Origin of the sequence: Streptomyces sp. NPDC006259 (genome assembly GCF_042870975.1) — a bacterium.
In the GTDB taxonomy this organism is placed as follows: domain Bacteria; phylum Actinomycetota; class Actinomycetes; order Streptomycetales; family Streptomycetaceae; genus Streptomyces.
On sequence record NZ_JBIAHY010000002.1, the window covers coordinates 217457 to 233289 of the forward strand.

Consider the following 15833-nt stretch of genomic DNA (forward strand, 5'->3'; position numbering starts at 1 on the left):
ACCCCGCGCGGCTGACACACCCCGCGCGGCTGAAGCGCCGAGCGCGGCTGAAGCGCCGAGCGCGAATGACCCGCCGAGGGCGCCTGACGTGCGGGTCGCCGTCCGCTGTCACTGTGCCGGTCCGCCGTGCGCTGTCACTGCTTCGTCACTCTTTTTGCACATCCTGAGGCCTACCGTCCGGACGACGCGTTCGACAGTCGCTCGCTCCGGAGGCAACGGCGGAAGATGACCACCACCAGCACCATCGACACACCCGTCTGCCGGACGCCCGCGGGCGTCGAGATCACCACCGCCGAGACCGGCCCCGGCAGCCGGCTGCCCGGCGAACGGGGACCGCGGCCGGAGCACCGGCCGCACGCACGGGAGGCCGGCGAGTACCTCTTCGTGGGACTCCGGGGCGCCACCCGCCTGCCGCTCCCCGACCCGGCGAGCGTGCGCCTCGCCCCCGGCGACATCTGCTTCTACGACGCGCACCGGCCGCCCGAGCTGGACTTCCCCGAGCGGTTCCGGGCCACCGTCTTCCTCGTCCCGACCGACCTGCTCGGACTCACCCCCGCCGACGCCGGGCGGATCACCCGCACCCCGGTCGCCCGGACCTCCCGGCTGGGCGCGCTGCTCTCGCCGCTGCTGTCGGACCTGGCGCGCACCGCGGCCACGGCCCGGCCGCCGGTGGGCGAGATGCTCGCCGGGAACGCCGTGAACCTGCTGGCGACCCTCGCCGCCGAACAGCTCGGCACCCGCACCCCGGGCCCCGGCGGCCAGGCGCCGCCCGTGCTGGCCCGCATCCTGGAGTACGTCGAACTGCACCTGACCGAACCGGACCTCTCTCCCGAGATCCTCGCCCGCGCGCACCACATCTCCGTGCGCTACCTGCACAAGCTGTTCCAGGAGGAGGGCACCACGGTCGGCCGCTGGATCCTGCGCCGCCGCCTGGAGGAGTGCCGCCGCGACCTGACACGGCACGACCGCGGAAGCCGCACCATCGCCGCCGTCGCCGGCCGCTGGGGCTTCACGAGCGCCACCCACTTCAGCCGCGTCTTCCGCACCGCCTACGGCATGTCCCCCCGCGAGTGGCGGGACGGCGCGGGCCGGGGCTGAGGTCCGGCCCGCCGGGCCCGGTGTGCCCCCCGGTCGCACCGCAGGGGTTCTCGCGGCGCACCGCGCGCCGTGCGCTCTGAGCACACTGCCGGTGCGCGCGCGGACACGCCCGGCCGTTGGAGCGGGTCTAGCGTGAAGGTGCAGAACGACGCACACCGCCGAACAACAGCAGGAGACTCTCATGTCCGACGTCGTCGAGCCGGCCACGCCGGTGCTGGAACCCGCCGCTCAGGCCTTCGTGGAGGCGACCGCGAACCCGCCGTACCTGTTCGACCTGCCGCCGTCGGAGGGTCGCAAGGCCGTCGACGAGGTGCAGTCCGGGGAGATCGGCAAGCCCGCCGTGGACGAGGAGTGGATCACCGTCTCCGGCGGCCCCACCGGCAGCGTCCGCGCCCGCATCGTCAAGCCCGCCGGCAGCAGCGGCACCCTGCCCGTCATCCTCTACATCCACGGCGCCGGCTGGGTCTTCGGCAACGCCCACACACACGACCGCCTGGTGCGCGAACTCGCCGTCGGCGCCGGTGCGGCCGTCGTCTTCCCCGAGTACGACCTCTCGCCCGAGGCCCGCTACCCCGTCGCCATCGAGCAGAACTACGCCGTAGCCCGCTGGATCGTCGAACAGGGCGCCACCAAGGGCCTGGACGCCACCCGCATCGCCGCCGCCGGCGACTCCGTCGGCGGCAACATGACGGCCGCCCTCACCCTCATGGCCAAGGAACGCGGCGATGTGCCGCTGGTGCAGCAGGTGCTGTTCTACCCGGTGACCGACGCGAACTTCGACACCGGCTCCTACCACCAGTTCGCCACCGGCTACTTCCTGCGCCGGGACGGCATGCAGTGGTTCTGGGACCAGTACACCACCGACGAGAGCGAGCGCGCCCGGATCACCGCCTCCCCGCTGCGGGCCACCACCGAGCAGCTCGCCGGCCTGCCGCCGGCCCTGATCATCACCGGCGAGGCCGACGTGCTGCGCGACGAGGGCGAGGCGTACGCCAACAAGCTCCGCCAGGCCGGCGTGCCCGTCACCGCGGTCCGCTACCAGGGCATCATCCACGACTTCGTCATGCTCAACGCCCTGCGCGAGACGCACGCCGCCCAGGCCGCCATCGCCCAGGCCACCACCGTCCTGCGCGCCGCCCTGCACACGGTCTGATCCGAGGAGATCCGCCACATGAGCACCACTCCCACCGTCGTCCTCGTCCACGGCGCGTTCGCGGACGCCGCCAGTTGGTCCGGCGTCGTCGCCGAACTCCAGCGCGACGGCATCCCCGTGATCGCCCCGCCCAACCCGCTGCGCGGCCTGGCCTCCGACGCGGCGTACGTCGCCTCCGTCGCCGCCCAGATCGACGGCCCCGTCGTCCTGGTCGGCCACTCCTACGGCGGTGCCCTCATCACGGTGGCCGGCACCGCCGAGAACGTCGTCGCTCTGGTGTACGTCGCCGCCTATGTCCTGGAGGAGGGCGAGAGCCTCGGCGAGCTCCAGGGCCGCTTCCCGCTGTCCCCGCTGGTCAGCAATCTCAAGCAGTGGACGTACCCGGTGCCGGGCGGCGAGCCCGCCGTCGAGGTCACCATCGCCGAGGACGCCTTCCCGTCGGTGTTCGCCGCCGACGTGCCGGCCGAGGTCACCAAGATCCTCGCCGCCGCCCAGCGTCCGCTGGCCGCCGCCGCGTTCGAGGAGACCGCCACCGCGGCCGCCTGGCGGACGAAGCCGGCCTGGGCGCTGGTCGCCGGCGCGGACAACGCGATCAACCCCGAGGTCGAGCGCTTCGGAGCCAAGCGTGCCGACGCGACGATCGTCGAACTCGAGGGCGCCTCGCACGCCGTCGCGGTGTCCCGGCCGAAGGAGGTCGCGGACCTGATCCGCGCGGCGGTCGGCGCGACGGGCTGACGCCTGCGGCACAGCCGCGCGAACGGCGTCCCCGCGTCAGGTCCGCGCGGCTCCCCCGGCCTTCCCCGGGGGGACCCCGGCCCCGTCCCGTCTCCGCCGTACCAGGTCCTCCGCCGCTCCCCGCCACTCGGCGTGCTCGAAGGCGAAACCCGCGTCGAGGAGACGGCCAGGAGTGACACGACGGCTCTTGAGCAGGAGTTCCGTGTCCGAGCGGAGGGCGAAGGCCCCCACCGCGGCCATCCACTTCGTCGCGGGGAGGCCCACCGGGACGCCCCACGCACGCCGCAGTGCGCGCATGAACGCGCGATGGGGCAGTGGTACCGGGGCCGCGAGGTTGACCGGTCCGGCGAGGTCCTCCCGGTCGATCAGGAAGCCGATCGCGCGCACGAAGTCACGGTCGTGGATCCAGGACACGTACTGGGCGCCACCGGCGACCGGACCGCCGAGACCGAGGCGGGTCAGCGTCGACAGCACGTCGAAGACCCCGCCCCGGTCCGGGCTCATCACCATGGCCGACCGCAGGGCCACCTTGCGGGTGCGCGGGGTGTCGGCCTCCTCCTGCTCGCGCTCCCAGTTCCTGGCGATGTCGACGCTGTACGACCAGTGGGCGGGGACGTCGGGCTCGGTCCCCCCGACGATGCCCGTGGTCTCGTCGTTCGGCGCGTCGAAACGGTGGGCGTAGAGGGTGGCGGTGCTCATCTGGAGCCAGAGGCGGGGCGGTTCGGCGGCCCCGGCGATCGCCTCGCCCACGACCCGCGTGGAGTGCACCCGCGAATCCATCATCTCCCGCAGGTTGGCCGCCGTGTAGCGGCAGTCGACGCTCCGGCCGGCCAGATTGATCACGACGTCACTGCCGTCCACGGCGTCCGTCCAAGGCCCGGGGGTCCTGCCGTCCCAGGCGAGGTCGCCGGGCCGTTCCGGCCGCCTGCCGAGCACCACGACCCGGTGTCCGGCCGCGGTGAGCGCCCGGCGCAGGACCGTCCCGAGCTGCCCGGTCCCACCGGGTATGACGATCTTCATCGTGAGGCTCCCCCTCGTTCGCGTGAGAGGGAGCCTACCCAATAGTTGAACGCGTTCAAAAGTGGGTCGGCGGTGCCGGCCTCACCGCTGGTGCACCTCCAGGGCCGCCCGCACCCCGGACTCCAGCGCCCCCTCGATCCACGACGGCTTCACCGAGGTGTGGTCGCCCGCGAAGTGCAGCGGACCCTCGGGGGAGCGGATCGCGGTGAGCAGTTCGGTGTGCTGACCGGGAAGCAGGACCGACGCCTCGCCGTAGGCGTACGGGTCCCGCAGCCAGCTCTGGGTGCGTCCGGCGCCCGTGTAGAAGACCTCGACGCGCTGGCCGTACACCTGCTGGAGGCCCCGCAGGGCGTGCGGGTAGCGGGCGTCGTCGTCGAGGGAGTCCCAGCGGGAGGCGTCGTCGGCCCAGCTGTAGGAGGCGAGCACCACCCCGCCCCGGCTGCCCTGGACCGGATGGGAGGGGTTGATCATGAAGCGGTTGGAGTTGTCGGAGACGGAGCCCCCGCCGACGATGTGCGCCGCCTCCGGCTGGTCCCGGCCCACCCACCGGTTGGCGGCGTAGTGCACCCGCTGCCCCGCCGTGATGTGCCCCGGCGGCACGGACGGGTGCACCCCGAGCAGACTCCCGTCCGCCGGGGCCTTCCCCGCCCGGTACTCCTCGTACAGCCCCGCCCGTACGGCGTCCAGCTCCCGCTTCCAGTCGGCCTCCGTGAACTCCCACCAGCGCCGGCTGAACTCCAGCAGCACCTTGGTCGCGCTGTCGTAGTGCAGCTCCGCGACGGCCCGCCGCTTCCGGTACGACATCAGCGGACTGACCTGCACCTGGCGCAGCCCCGAGAACGGCACGGTGACGATCGCGACGTCACCCGTGAACTGCTCGCGCACCACCGTGCCGTCGCGGCCCTCGGAGACGGTGTCGATCCACACGTGCGGGCCGTCCGCCCGGACGTGCGGGGTGCCGTCGGCGCTGGGCCGGTCCGGCGTCCAGTACTCGACGCGGGTGGCGCGCCGGTCGAGGCGCAGCACGTCGGACACCTCCCGCAGCAGCGCGTCCGGCAGGGTCGCCGTGCCGCCGACCAACTCCCAGAAAGCGGTGTCCGGGCTGATCAGCGAGGCGCTGATGAAGCTGTGGATGAAGGAGAGCGGCAGCCGCGAGGTGAGGTTCTCCAGGGTGCCGACCAGATCGATGGTGCGCTCGTCGAGGCCGGCCTCCTCGGTGAGGAAGCGGTACATCGACCAGTCGCCGTACCGCTGGACCACCCGGGCCCAGCCCCGGACCCGCTCCGGCATCGGCTTGTCGACGCGCTTGCCGTCGGCGCCGACCGTGCTGAACTCGTCGCGGACCGGATCGAGGGCCCGGCGCAGGATCGTGGCGGAGGGCGTGTCCCACAACGTCTGCGGCACTCCGAACGACCGGTTGATCCTGCGGGGGGCCTTCGCGTAGGCGGAACGGCGCATGCGGACCCCGTTGACGTGCAGCCAGGCGTTGTTGACCGGCTTGCCCTGGCCGTCGACGTCCACGAGGTGGAAGGGGCGCCGCTGCACGTGGAGCTGGTCGAGCAGGGTCATCACCAGCGGGTGGCTGCCGGGGATCCGCATGGCGCCCGCCTCGGCGTACTGGCGGGCGTCGGCGAAGGCCTGGGGCGCGTTCTCGTGCCCGCCGGTGCGGAAGGTCTTGACGCGGCCCCCGACGCGGTTGCCGTTGGCCTCCACGAGCGTGACGTGGTGCCCGGCCCGCTTCAGCAGCCAGGCCGCCACCAGTCCGGCCGGGCCGGCACCGACCACGAGCACCTTCTTCGAGGTCCTCGTCCCGGCGCGGGGCAGCCCGTCGCCGAGGATCTTCCGGTAGCCGGGGACGAGGGGCCTGTCCTGTTCGTCGACCACCAGCAGCGCCCGTGCGACCTCCAGACAGGTGGCCCAGTCGGCGGTGGACTTCGGCCGGGCCTGAGGTACGGCCGGCGCGGCCGGTGCGGCGGTCGCGCCGGGGGCCGCGGCGAGCAGCGCCGCGGTGGCCGTACCGGCGGTGGCCGTGAAGTGTCTGCGGGAAAGGGAGCGGGGCCCGTCGGAGGCGTGGAGATTGTCCATGTGCCCTGGATACGGGCGGGTGCGGGGCCGGCGAGGCGATCCGCGGTGATCACCACCTGAACGGGGCAGCGCCACGGAGCGAGCACGCGCCGGCCAGTGCCTCGGGACGGCCCGCGCGCAACGCGATGCCCCCCGCGCAACCGAAAAGAGGCCGGCACGGGTTTGGGCGACGCGCGGGCCCCGGCTCAGGCGTCGTGCAACTGGTACACGTTGAACGCCCGCCGGATCACCGGCTGGGCGACGTTGCGCACCCGGACTCCGCCGGCCGTCATCCCGTGCTCCGTTCCCATGTGGGCGTGGCCGTGGACGGAGAGGTCGGCGCCGGCCGTGTCGATCGCCTCCGCCAGCAGGTAGCTGCCGAGGAACGGGTAGATCTCCAACGGCTCACCGGCGAGGGTGTCGGCGACGGGGGAGAAGTGGGTGAGCGCGACCCGTACGTCGCAGCCCTGCCGGCCGAGATCCTCCAGCGCGCCGTGCAGGGCGTCCGCACTGCGCCGGGTGTAGCGCACGAACTCCTTCATCAGCGGCTCGCCGAACTCCCCGGCGCTGCGGCCGACGAACCCGCCGCAGAAACCCTTGGTGCCCGCGACGCCGACGCGCGCCCCGGCGCACTCGACGACGGTCCCCTCACCCTCCAAAACCGTCACGCCCGCCTCCTCGAGGATGCCGGTGACCTTCTCCGGCTGCTCGTCGTGGTGGTCGTGGTTGCCGAGCACCGCGATCACCGGCACCGGCAGACCGCGCACCTCCTGGGCCACCACCCGCGCCTCTTCGGGCGTGCCGTGCCGGGTCAGGTCGCCCGCCAGCAGCAGCAGGTCGGCGCACTCGTCGAGGGTGTCGAAGGCGGGCCGCAGCAGGCCCTGGCTGTCGAGGCCCATGTGGATGTCCCCGACGGCGGCTACGCGGATCATGGCAGGTCCTCCGCATGGTCGGGGGAGGCGGTCTCGGCCACCACCACGTCGGTGTGCACGGCGAGTCCCGCCAGTTCCTCGTGGACGGTCCGCAGCAGCGTCTCGCGGCACTGCGCGGAGGGCACCGTGCCGGACACCACCACCGATCCGGCCCGGACCTCGGCACGTACGCCCAGCTCGCCCAGTTCCTCGGCGGCGAGCCGGTCGTACAGATGGGCGACGCGGTACTCGATGCTGCCGGTGGCTCCGGTGGCTCCGGTGGCTCCGGTGGCTCCGGTGGCTCCGGTGGCTCCGGTGGTCCCGGGGGTCCCGGTCGTGTCGGAAGTCTCGTGGGTCCCGGGGGGCCGGTCGGCGTTGTCCGCGCCGCTGCCGCCCACGGGCTCGGCGACAGGCCTCATCACCGGTCCTCCTCCGCCCTCGGGGGAATGACGTCCAGTCGTTCCAGGAAGTAGAAGAAGGCGTCGGGCATCGGGTCGTCGCCGCAGGCGCGGCGCACCCGGTCCCAGTCCACCTTCTCCCGGAGTGTGCGGGCGATCGGCAGGACCGCCCCGAAGTCGCAGTGGTGCTCGGAGAAGGCGGCGATCCGGCTGTGCACGAGGTCGGTCGGCGACAGGACCGGCATGAAGACCGAGTCGACGGAGAGCTTCTCGGCCCGCTCCAGCAGTTCCGTACTGACCGGCTGACGGGCCAGCTCGAAGATCAGGTCGACCTGCTGGCCGAGGCAGTCGGCCTTCAGCAGCCAGTCCTCCGGCGGCTCGTACACCGTGAGCCCCGCCTCCCGCAGCGTCCCGGCGACGGCTTCCGCGTCCTCGGGACGGATGGCGAAGTCGACGTCGTGCTGGAGGTTCTGCGTGCAGCCGTGGGCGTACACGGCGACGCTGCCCGCCAGGGCGAACGGGTGGCCCTGGCGTTTGAGCAGCGAGCCGACCTGCTTGGCGGCCTGGAGGATCGCCTGGTTCCGGTCGACCGGCAGCTCCTCCTCCCCGAGCACGTCGTTCGGCGCGCCGAGATCCCGGATCCCCGTCGCCAGTCGCAGTTCCGCCATGCCCGCGGGCTGATCCAGAGCGTCGTCGTCCGCGCGCTGCGTCATCGCTGCCCCCTTTCCTGGACCGGTCCGTCGCCCGGCATGCCCGGCGAGCCGGGTCCCGGCCGTGACGTCGAAGCCTTCGGGTACCCGGCGGGACGCCGTCGACACGAGAGTCCGCAGCGGGGCGCCGTCGACACGAGAGTCCGGTGGGCCGGCCGTCAGATCCGGTGACCCTGTCCCGTGAGCCAGCGGTGCACGACGTCCTTGTCGGCCGGGGTGATGCGGGCCGGCCCGTCGACGCGCGGGCCCTCGTCCTCGTTGAAGCCGGTGTCGGTGACCCGCGCGGTGACCCAGGTGGCGAGGTCCTCGGCCGCCCGGGCCGACAGCGACCCCCGGTCCCACCCGGTCCGGGCCTCGCGTGCCGCGGCCGGATCGTGCCGCTCCGTCTCGGCCAGCCAGGCCGGAACCAGCCGCTCCACCGTGTCGCGCTCCTCGGGTGAGGAGAAGCGTGGCGCTCCCTTGCCGTTCGCCTCGTTCGCCTGGTTCCCCTCGTTCTCTTCGCCCTCTTCGTTCACCCCGTTGCTCCCGTTCGTCTGATGTGTGTGCCGTGTGTCGTCCATGCGGACCGGGTGCCCCGAATCGGCGGCTTCTGCGCCCGCCTTGCCCCTCGCGAACCCCTGACGCAGGCTGGACGCATGGGTGCGCAGGGAGGCCCGACGCTGATCACGTCCGTCCAGCGGGCCTTCCGCCTGCTCGAGGCGGTCGGCGCGCACGAGAACGGCGCCCCGGCGAAGCAACTGGCCCGCCAGACGGGCCTGCCCCTGGCCACCGCCTACCACCTGCTGCGCACGCTCGTCCACGACGGATACGTGCGCAAGCTGGAGGACGGCGGCTTCGTCCTCGGGGACAACCTGCAGACGCTGCGCGCCACGGGCCGCGGGCAGGCCCTGCTCAGCCGGGTCCGTCCCGCGCTCGCCGCACTGCGGGACGAACTGGCGACCGCCGCCTACCTCACCTTCTACGAGGAGGGCGAGATCCGCGTCGCCGAGATCGTCGACAGCCCCCGAACGCCCCGCGTCGACCTCTGGGTGGGATTCGAGGACGCGGGACACGCCACCGCTCTCGGCAAGTCCGTCCTGCGCCAGCTGGACGCCGAGGCCCGCCGCGACTACCTCTCCCGCCACCACCTGTCCGATCTCACCCCACGGACGATCACCAGCACGCCCGAGCTGCTGCGGCGCCTGGACTCCGCGCCGATGGCGCCGGCCGTCACGGACCTGGAGGAGTACGCCCTCGGCACGGTCTGCGTCGCCGTCCCCGTGTACAGCGGGGACACCCTCGGCTCGCTCGGGGTGTCCCTGCCGGTGAACCGGCTGTCCCGGCTGGGGGAGATCCGGGAGCGGCTCATCCCGACCGCGGACCGGGTGACCAGGGGCCTGTCGCTCACTATCTGAAAACCCTCTCCTTGTGGCACTCGGATCGAACCCGTATTCCTGGATGAAACAGGTGTTTCAGGGGCGATCCCCCCTACACAGACGAGGACTGCGGACACACCATGAGCCAGGCCCGAGACCGTCGTGACGGCCACCGGACCGTGCGGTCCCCCGAGAACCGTGGGCGCCCGCCCGGGGCGCCGGCGGTCAGGCGGGCCGTCGCCCTGCTGGCCGCCGGGACGGCCGTGCTGCCCGTGCTGCTGGTGACCGCCGTCGTGCTGGCGGTGGACCTCGCCGGCGGAGCCGGCGTGATCTGGCTGCCCCTCCTCGCGGTGGGACCGGCGCTGGCCGCCACCACCAACGGTCCGCGCGGTGTCCTGTGCGTCGGCCTGCTCGCGGCGGCCTTCGGCGTCGTGCACGGCGCGCGGCACGGGGTGGCGGGCCGTGACCTGACCGCCGTACTGGTCGTCCTGGCGGCCGTCACCCTGGCGAGCGGCCTGGCCGGGGTGCTGCGCGGGCGCCGGGAACGCGTCCTCGCCGCCGTCCGCTCGGTGGCCGAGACCGCCCAGCACGCGCTGCTGGTGCCCGTGCCGCCGACGGTCGGCCCCTTCCAGGTCGCCGTCCGCTACAGCGCCGCCGCGGCCGAGGCCCGGATCGGCGGCGACCTCTACGCCCTGGTGTCCACGCCGTACGGCGTCCGCCTGATCGTGGGCGATGTGCGGGGCAAGGGACTGCCGGCCGTGGGCACCGCCGCCCTGGTGGTCGGCGTCTTCCGGGAGGCCGCCCACGACGAGCCGGATCTCCTCGCGGTCGTCGACCGGATCGAACGCAGCCTGGCGCGCAACCTCGGCCCCGACGACTTCGTCACCGCCGTGGTCGCCGGACACCCGCGCCCCGGACACCTCGAAGTGGTGAACTGCGGACACGCGCCGCCCCTGCTGGTCCGCCCGTCCGGAGACGTCGTACCGGTGGACCCCCCGCATCCGGCCCCGCCGCTCGGGCTGCGCGCCCTCACGGACCAGACCCCCGGCCTCCATGTGCTGCCGTTCGCCGACGGCGACCAGTTGCTGCTGTACACCGACGGCGTCACCGAGGCCCGCGACCGCCACCGCGAGTTCTATCCCCTGCACGACGGGCTGGCGCGCACGCTGACCGACGAACCGGCGCGCACCCTCACCGCGCTCCACGACGACCTGCTGCACCATGTGGGCGGCCGGCTGCACGACGACGCGGCGCTGATCCTGATCCGCAAACCGTTCCTGCCCCGCCGGCCGGCCGCCCCGTCCGCGCAGGGCGGTGAGACGCCCGTCGCGCGGGTGGCGCACTGACAGCGGCCGGCCGCGCGGCCGTTCACGGGCCCGCGCCGAACACCGGGCGGAACGCGCACGGCGGGGGCTGTCGGGCGCGCCCCCGGCAGCCCCCGCCGAGGGGGTCGTTGGTTCAGACGGTCAGGGTGGCGACCCGGCCGCGTACGGCTCTCGGTTCGAGAACCCGTTCGGCCAGGTAGCCGAAGAGGAGCCCGAAGGCGGACCAGAGCACGGCCTGGATGCCGATCGAGGCCAGGCGGAACGCCCAGAGGTCGGCGGCGGGGAAGCCGTGGGGGATGGCGTCCCCCTGCGGCAGGCCCGCCATCGCGATCCCGACCGCCGCCACGAACGCGACGCCGGCGGCGATGGAGGCGTTCCAGTTGCCCCACGCCGGGGCGAGCCTGCGGCCCAGCAGGACGGCCGCCGTGCCCAGCAGCAGACTCAGGGCGATCATGAGGACGAACAGGCCGGTGCGTTCGCTGATCGTGTCCGGGTCGCCGACGGCCGGCGGGTTCGCCGGGTACTTCAGGATCGGTACCAGGTAGACCAGGAGGAACCCGGCGAGCGCGGTCAGCGCGGCGGTCGCCCGCGCGCCGAACCGGCCGACACGGCCCAGCGCGAAGCAGAACGCGAGGGCCGCGATGCCGCCGATGGCGACACCGAAGACGAGCACGCCCGTGGCGAGGCCGGCCGTCGACTGCAGGGACCTGCTGACCAGTTCCTCGCCGTGCTCATGGGAGTGGGACTCCTCGAACGCGATGGCCGCGTCCACGGAATGCTCTCCGACGAGGTAGGCGAACACGAAGGCGAGCAGTCCGGCGCCCAGGCCGGCGAGCATGCCGCGCACCAGCAGCGTGCGTACGGTGACGGAGTTCATGGAAGGGGCGTCCCGTCAGTGGCAGGGGAAGCCGAGGAGATGGCGGGCGTCGTGCACCCACTCGTGCACGCCCTCACCGGAGACCAGCGCGGTGGCGCCCTGTTCGGCGCCGACGAAGTACAGCAGGACGAGCATCAGGACGCCGACGAAGACGGCCCAGGGGGCGATCGCCCGCAACGGCAACGGGGTGAGGGTCTGGGTGGTGGGCGTGGGGGCGGCGGTGGACTGCGCCATGGCGAGACCTCCTCGGGAACATCGCGTCCCGCATCGTGTGGAGCACGCGACGACGGCGTCGGGTCTGACTCACCGCCACCTCGGGGAGGGGCGGCACACAGTGGCGCGACCGTGCCGGGCTTGCACCGGCTTCCGTGGCGCCGTCGTCCTTGTCGCCCTGATGGTAGGGGCACCGGCGGCGTCGGCCAACATGGCGTACGCCACCTACGATGAACCGCCCACCGGCGAATCCGGCGAAGGGACCGTCATGACCGTCCGGCTCACCCTGCTCAGCGCCGCCGCCCGCGCGGGGCGCGACGTGCGCTTCGGCGACACCCGGCTCGACGAACGGGCGCTGGGTCGGGCACGTGCGATGGCGGCGACCGTCGCGGGAGCCCTGCCCGAGGCGGCCCTGGTGCGGACGGCGCCCTCGCAGCGGTGCCGGCGGACGGCGGAGGCCCTGGGGTGGGACGCCGTCGTCGAACCGTCGCTGCGGGACATGGACATGGGCGACTGGCGGGGCCGGACGCTCGACGAGGTCGCGGCCGGTGACGGTGGCGGTGACGGTTCAGGGCTGGCGGCCTGGATGACGGACCCCGCGGCCGCCCCCCATGGCGGTGAGTCCGTGGCGGACGCCTGCGGCAGGGTCGCCGCCTGGCTGGACGGGCTGCCGCCGGACGCGGGACGGATCCTGGTCGTGGTGGACCAGGCCGTGGCGCGGGCCGCGGTACTGCGCGCGCTGGAGGCGCCGTTGTCGTCCTTCTGGCGCGTGGACGTCCCACCGCTGTCCGCGGTGCATCTGACCGGCCGCAACGGTCGCTGGAACCTGCGGATGGCCGCTCTCGCCGCGGACGGTCCGGACGGCGACCGCTGAACTGCCGGTAGGAACACGCGCATCGCACCGTGCCCGTGCGGCGCGCGGGGCCGGAACGAGCGGCGGAACCGTCGCCGCCGTTCGTCAGTGGTGGGCGTGGACGACGGCGTGGCCCTTGCCGCGGCCGATCATCCACTTGTTGACCGGCGTGGTGATCAGGAACGCGACCGCGAAGCCGCCGAGCAGGGACGACCAGAACAGCCCGTCGGAGAGGTGCGCGTCCATCGCGCCGGGGACGAGGGCGATGATCCCGTTGTCGACGATCTCCATCACGGTGATGGACACGGTGTCGGCGGCGAGGGCGATCGTGATCGCGCTCCTGAGGTCGATTCCGGCCCGGACGACCGCGAACAGGGTGAACGAGTAGCCGAAGAGGAACGCCAGCGCGATCGCGAGGATCATGGTGGGCACGTTGCCCCACGCCAGGGCCGTGCCGATGACCATGCCGAGGATCTCGCCGATGGCGCAGCCGGTGAGGCAGTGCAGGGTCGCCTTGACCGCCGTACCCCAGGATGCCCCTGGTCCCGGGTGCGTCCCGTGGACCGCACGGCCGTGGTGACCCTCGTGGCCGGCCGGATCGGGCCCGGTTGCCGTGTCCGTGTGGTGAGCGCTGTGATCCATGACCCTCATCCCCGATCCCGTCGAGTGCGGCCTGTTTTTCTGAGGCTCTCAGTTGGTCACTGGTGGTTCCGGATCTGTGTTTCGACAGTAGCCGGTGTCCGTCGGGTGGCTATCGGAAGGAGCGCAGGCGCAGGCTGTTGGTGACGACGAAGACCGACGAGAAGGCCATCGTGGCGCCGGCGATCATCGGGTTGAGCATTCCGAATGCCGCGAGGGGCAGAGCGGCGACGTTGTAGCCGAAGGCCCACAGGAGGTTGCCCTTGATGGTGGCCAGGGTCCTGCGGGACAGGCGGATCGCGTCCGCCGCGACCCGCAGATCGCCGCGGACCAGGGTCAGGTCGCCCGCCTCGATCGCCGCGTCCGAGCCGGTGCCCATGGCCAGACCGAGGTCGGCGGTGGCGAGTGCGGCCGCGTCGTTGACGCCGTCGCCGACCATGGCGACCGTACGCCCCTGCGCCTGGAGTCGCCTGATGACGTCCACCTTGTCCTGCGGCAGCACCTCCGCGATGACCTCGTCGATGCCGACGGCCCTGGCGACCGACTCGGCGACGAGCCGGTTGTCCCCGGTGAGCAGGAGGGGACGGAGTCCGAGCGCGCGCAGCCCGGCCACCGCCTCGGCGCTGGTCTCCTTGACCGCGTCCGCGACCGTCAGGACACCGCGCGCCTCGCCGTCCCAGGCCACCGCGACCGCCGTGCGCCCCTCGGCCTCCGCGGCGGCCTTGGCCCCGGCCAGTTCGCGGGGCAGCTCGATGGACCACTCCTGGAGGAGCTGCTCACGGCCGACGAGTACGGCGTGCCCGTCGACGACGCCCTGGACGCCGAGACCGACGACGTTCTCGAAGCTCTCGGGTACCGGCAGGCTTCCCGCCCGGTCCACGGCGCCGGCCGCGATCGCCCGGGCGACGGGGTGCTCGGAGGCGTGTTCCAGCGCGCCCGCCAGGCGCAGCAGCTCGCCTTCGTCGACGCCCGGTGCGGTGAACACGGAGTGGAGCCGCATCTGCCCGGTCGTGACGGTGCCGGTCTTGTCGAGGACGATCGTGTCGATGCGGCGGGTGGACTCCAGCACCTCGGGGCCCTTGATCAGGATGCCGAGCTGGGCGCCGCGACCGGTGCCGACCATGAGGGCGGTCGGCGTCGCGAGGCCGAGGGCGCACGGGCAGGCGATGATCAGGACGGCCACGGCGGCGGTGAAGGCGGCGCTCGCGTCACCCGTGAGGCCGAGCCAGGCGCCGAGGGTGGCGGCGGCGACCAGCAGGACCGCCGGGACGAAGACGCCGGAGATCCGGTCGGCGAGGCGTTGCACCTCGGCCTTGCCGTTCTGGGCGTCCTCGACGAGCTTCGCCGTCCGGGCGAGCTGGGTGTCCGCGCCGATCCGGGTGGCCTCGACGACGAGTCGGCCGCCGGCGTTCACCGTCGCCCCGGTCACGGCGTCCCCGATGCCGACGTCGACGGGTACGGATTCGCCGGTCAGCATCGAGGCGTCGACCGCGGAAGTCCCTTCGACGACGGTCCCGTCGGTGGCGATCGTCTCGCCGGGACGTACGACGAAGCGGTCGCCCACCGCCAACTGCCCGACGGGTACGCGCACTTCGGTGCCGCCCCGCAGCACGGAGACGTCCTTGGCGCCCAGCTCCAGCAGCGCCCTCAGTGCGGCGCCGGCCTTGCGCTTGGACCTCCCCTCCAGGTGGCGCCCGGCGAGGACGAACGTCGTCACGCCGGCCGCGGCCTCCAGATAGACGGAGGACGAGCCGTCGGAACGGGAGATGGTGAACGCGAAGCCGTGCCGCATTCCCGGCATGCCGGCGTCGCCGAGGAACAGTGCCCACAGCGACCAGCCGAGGGCGGCGAGCGTGCCGATCGACACCAGCGTGTCCATGGTCGCCGCGGCGTGCCGGGCGTTCGTCCAGGCGGCCCGGTGGAACGGGAACGCCCCCCACACCACGACCGGAGCGGCCAGTGTCAGTGACAGCCACTGCCAGTTGTCGAACTGCAGGGCCGGGACCATCGCCATCAGCACCACCGGCACGGTGAGCGCGAGCGAACCGAACAGTCGCTGTCGCAGGGTGCGCGACTCGTGGTCCGCGGCGGACGGGGCGTCGCGGACCGGGCCGCCGTCGCCCGGGGGAGTGGGCGGGGGCGGCGCCGCGGCGGTATAGCCGGTCTTCTCGACGGTGGTGATGAGGTCGGCGACCTCGATCCCGTCCGGATAGGAGATCCTCGCCTTCTCGGTGGCGTAGTTGACGGTCGCCGTGACGCCGTCCATCCGGTTGAGCCTCTTCTCGACGCGGGCCGCGCAGGAGGCGCAGGTCATGCCGCCGATGGACAGCTCCACCTCGGAGGCGGGCGCGGATGCCCGGTCGGGACGGGTCTTCTCGGGAGCCGTGCTGGTCATGGAGGTACTCCTGGGGAAGGCCGGGGCGTACGGCGTCCGTATCAGCGGAGCGGCACGCCACGGCGCGGGAGGAATGCGCGTGGTCCG

General features: G+C 73.2%; 16 protein-coding genes and 1 riboswitch. Of the genes, 6 read left to right on the forward strand and 10 right to left on the reverse strand.

The features are described from left to right. Positions 1–225: 225 nt before the first annotated feature. From ACFYO5_RS07200 to ACFYO5_RS07210, 3 genes are all read left to right on the forward strand, one after another. Positions 226–1098 (forward strand): helix-turn-helix domain-containing protein, encoded by an 873-nt coding sequence (locus ACFYO5_RS07200; protein ID WP_388705200.1) that lies wholly within the window; start codon positions 226–228, stop codon positions 1096–1098. A gap of 181 nt (positions 1099–1279) precedes the next feature. Beyond that, the gene (locus ACFYO5_RS07205; protein WP_388705203.1) at positions 1280–2251 is read left to right on the forward strand and encodes an alpha/beta hydrolase; all 972 of its coding nucleotides are present in this window, start codon (positions 1280–1282) and stop codon (positions 2249–2251) included. Positions 2252–2269: 18 nt separating this feature from the next. Then, positions 2270–2986 carry an alpha/beta fold hydrolase gene (locus tag ACFYO5_RS07210; RefSeq protein WP_388705205.1) on the forward strand — a complete coding sequence of 239 codons (717 nt, stop codon included), beginning with the start codon at positions 2270–2272 and terminating at the stop codon, positions 2984–2986. 36 nt (positions 2987–3022) lie between these two features. Here the strand turns inward: ACFYO5_RS07210 and ACFYO5_RS07215 are convergent, their stop codons facing one another. From ACFYO5_RS07215 to ACFYO5_RS07240, 6 genes are all read right to left on the reverse strand, one after another. Beyond that, positions 3023–4006 (reverse strand): epimerase, encoded by a 984-nt coding sequence (locus tag ACFYO5_RS07215; protein ID WP_388705207.1) that lies wholly within the window; start codon positions 4004–4006, stop codon positions 3023–3025. An 81-nt stretch (positions 4007–4087) separates the two neighbouring features. Further along, positions 4088–6091 carry a flavin monoamine oxidase family protein gene (locus ACFYO5_RS07220; protein ID WP_388705209.1) on the reverse strand — a complete coding sequence of 668 codons (2004 nt, stop codon included), beginning with the start codon at positions 6089–6091 and terminating at the stop codon, positions 4088–4090. 185 nt (positions 6092–6276) lie between these two features. Continuing rightward, positions 6277–7002, reverse strand: coding sequence for a metallophosphoesterase (locus ACFYO5_RS07225; RefSeq protein WP_356563061.1), 726 nt, complete (start codon positions 7000–7002; stop codon positions 6277–6279). Next, positions 6999–7235: a BON domain-containing protein gene (locus tag ACFYO5_RS07230; RefSeq protein WP_356563173.1), complete on the reverse strand. Its 237-nt coding sequence runs from the start codon at positions 7233–7235 to the stop codon at positions 6999–7001. The genes ACFYO5_RS07225 and ACFYO5_RS07230 overlap by 4 nt, the downstream gene beginning before the upstream one ends. A 164-nt stretch (positions 7236–7399) precedes the next feature. Further along, a complete protein-coding gene (locus ACFYO5_RS07235) occupies positions 7400–8092 on the reverse strand; it encodes a hypothetical protein (protein ID WP_388705212.1) in 693 nt (230 codons plus the stop codon). A 155-nt stretch (positions 8093–8247) separates the two neighbouring features. After that, entirely contained in the window at positions 8248–8508 is a 261-nt protein-coding gene (locus ACFYO5_RS07240; protein ID WP_388707102.1) for a hypothetical protein, read from the reverse strand. A gap of 216 nt (positions 8509–8724) precedes the next feature. Here ACFYO5_RS07240 and ACFYO5_RS07245 point away from each other — a divergent pair, with 216 nt between their 5' ends. Both ACFYO5_RS07245 and ACFYO5_RS07250 read left to right on the forward strand, forming a co-directional pair. Continuing rightward, positions 8725–9483, forward strand: coding sequence for an IclR family transcriptional regulator (locus tag ACFYO5_RS07245; RefSeq protein ID WP_388705215.1), 759 nt, complete (start codon positions 8725–8727; stop codon positions 9481–9483). Positions 9484–9584: 101 nt separating this feature from the next. Continuing rightward, the gene (locus tag ACFYO5_RS07250; RefSeq protein ID WP_388705218.1) at positions 9585–10790 is read left to right on the forward strand and encodes a PP2C family protein-serine/threonine phosphatase; all 1206 of its coding nucleotides are present in this window, start codon (positions 9585–9587) and stop codon (positions 10788–10790) included. Positions 10791–10902: 112 nt separating this feature from the next. Here the strand turns inward: ACFYO5_RS07250 and ACFYO5_RS07255 are convergent, their stop codons facing one another. Further along, entirely contained in the window at positions 10903–11646 is a 744-nt protein-coding gene (locus ACFYO5_RS07255) for a CbtA family protein (protein ID WP_388705221.1), read from the reverse strand. 15 nt (positions 11647–11661) lie between these two features. Continuing rightward, positions 11662–11880, reverse strand: coding sequence for a CbtB-domain containing protein (locus tag ACFYO5_RS07260; RefSeq protein ID WP_266452728.1), 219 nt, complete (start codon positions 11878–11880; stop codon positions 11662–11664). Positions 11881–11942: 62 nt separating this feature from the next. After that, positions 11943–12014, reverse strand: a riboswitch (cobalamin riboswitch). 113 nt (positions 12015–12127) lie between these two features. Here ACFYO5_RS07260 and ACFYO5_RS07265 point away from each other — a divergent pair. Then, positions 12128–12733 carry a histidine phosphatase family protein gene (locus ACFYO5_RS07265; RefSeq protein WP_388705224.1) on the forward strand — a complete coding sequence of 202 codons (606 nt, stop codon included), beginning with the start codon at positions 12128–12130 and terminating at the stop codon, positions 12731–12733. Between the two features lie 84 nt (positions 12734–12817). On the opposite strand, the gene ACFYO5_RS07270 is transcribed toward ACFYO5_RS07265, so the two are convergent. Both ACFYO5_RS07270 and ACFYO5_RS07275 read right to left on the reverse strand, forming a co-directional pair. Next, positions 12818–13354 (reverse strand): DUF4396 domain-containing protein, encoded by a 537-nt coding sequence (locus tag ACFYO5_RS07270; RefSeq protein ID WP_388705227.1) that lies wholly within the window; start codon positions 13352–13354, stop codon positions 12818–12820. A gap of 109 nt (positions 13355–13463) precedes the next feature. Beyond that, the gene (locus tag ACFYO5_RS07275) at positions 13464–15746 is read right to left on the reverse strand and encodes a heavy metal translocating P-type ATPase (protein ID WP_388705230.1); all 2283 of its coding nucleotides are present in this window, start codon (positions 15744–15746) and stop codon (positions 13464–13466) included. Between the last annotated feature and the right edge of the window lie 87 nt (positions 15747–15833).

Excerpts from the sequence above, each read along its gene's own strand:
- ACFYO5_RS07215 (WP_388705207.1), bottom strand. The coding sequence starts at position 4,006 with ATGAAGATCGTCATACCCGGTGGGACCGGGCAGCTCGGGACGGTCCTG.
- ACFYO5_RS07255 (WP_388705221.1), bottom strand. The coding sequence starts at position 11,646 with ATGAACTCCGTCACCGTACGCACGCTGCTGGTGCGCGGCATGCTCGCC.
- ACFYO5_RS07210 (WP_388705205.1), top strand. The coding sequence starts at position 2,270 with ATGAGCACCACTCCCACCGTCGTCCTCGTCCACGGCGCGTTCGCGGAC.
- ACFYO5_RS07245 (WP_388705215.1), top strand. The coding sequence starts at position 8,725 with ATGGGTGCGCAGGGAGGCCCGACGCTGATCACGTCCGTCCAGCGGGCC.
- ACFYO5_RS07205 (WP_388705203.1), top strand. The coding sequence starts at position 1,280 with ATGTCCGACGTCGTCGAGCCGGCCACGCCGGTGCTGGAACCCGCCGCT.
- ACFYO5_RS07275 (WP_388705230.1), bottom strand. The coding sequence starts at position 15,746 with ATGACCAGCACGGCTCCCGAGAAGACCCGTCCCGACCGGGCATCCGCG.
- ACFYO5_RS07260 (WP_266452728.1), bottom strand. The coding sequence starts at position 11,880 with ATGGCGCAGTCCACCGCCGCCCCCACGCCCACCACCCAGACCCTCACC.
- ACFYO5_RS07235 (WP_388705212.1), bottom strand. The coding sequence starts at position 8,092 with ATGACGCAGCGCGCGGACGACGACGCTCTGGATCAGCCCGCGGGCATG.
- ACFYO5_RS07225 (WP_356563061.1), bottom strand. The coding sequence starts at position 7,002 with ATGATCCGCGTAGCCGCCGTCGGGGACATCCACATGGGCCTCGACAGC.
- ACFYO5_RS07200 (WP_388705200.1), top strand. The coding sequence starts at position 226 with ATGACCACCACCAGCACCATCGACACACCCGTCTGCCGGACGCCCGCG.
- ACFYO5_RS07265 (WP_388705224.1), top strand. The coding sequence starts at position 12,128 with ATGACCGTCCGGCTCACCCTGCTCAGCGCCGCCGCCCGCGCGGGGCGC.
- ACFYO5_RS07250 (WP_388705218.1), top strand. The coding sequence starts at position 9,585 with ATGAGCCAGGCCCGAGACCGTCGTGACGGCCACCGGACCGTGCGGTCC.
- ACFYO5_RS07270 (WP_388705227.1), bottom strand. The coding sequence starts at position 13,354 with ATGGATCACAGCGCTCACCACACGGACACGGCAACCGGGCCCGATCCG.
- ACFYO5_RS07220 (WP_388705209.1), bottom strand. The coding sequence starts at position 6,091 with ATGGACAATCTCCACGCCTCCGACGGGCCCCGCTCCCTTTCCCGCAGA.